Genomic DNA, 516 nt, shown 5'->3' on the forward strand with positions numbered 1-516 from the left:
GCAAAACTCAGGGTGCTTACCCAGCAGCCAAGGCTTTGCTGAGCGCGGTTTATGAAGGCGCTCTGGTCGATTTCGACACCGCCCTGCGGATCGAGGCTCGCTGGTTCACCACTGTGCTGATGAACCCGTCATCTGGAGCAATGATCCGCTCGCTGTTCCTGAACAAAGAGGCGCTGGACAAAGGCGCCGTGCGCCCTGCCGGGATCCCCGATCAGTCGGTCAGGAAAGTCGGTGTTCTGGGTGCAGGCATGATGGGGGCCGGTATCGCGCTGGTCTCGATTCAAGCCGGTATGGAGGTTATCCTGATTGACCGCGATCAGGCTGCCGCGGACAAAGGGAAAGCGTATTCCGAGACCTATCTGGACAAGTCGGTCAAGCGGGGCAAGATCTCAGAAGACAAGAAAGACGTCATGCTGGGCCTGATCACTCCGACACCTGATCTGGAAAAGTTGAAAGGCTGCGATCTGATCATCGAAGCCGTGTTCGAAGACCCCGCCGTCAAAGCCGACATGACCA

At 57.8% G+C, this 516-nt stretch carries 1 protein-coding gene; it reads left to right on the forward strand.

What is annotated here, in order from left to right:
- On the forward strand, positions 1–516 hold a 516-nt coding region (locus ACR0AH_RS21115; RefSeq protein ID WP_480593657.1), incomplete at both ends, for a 3-hydroxyacyl-CoA dehydrogenase family protein.

The sequence above is a fragment of the Ruegeria sp. AM5 genome, from assembly GCF_056540645.1.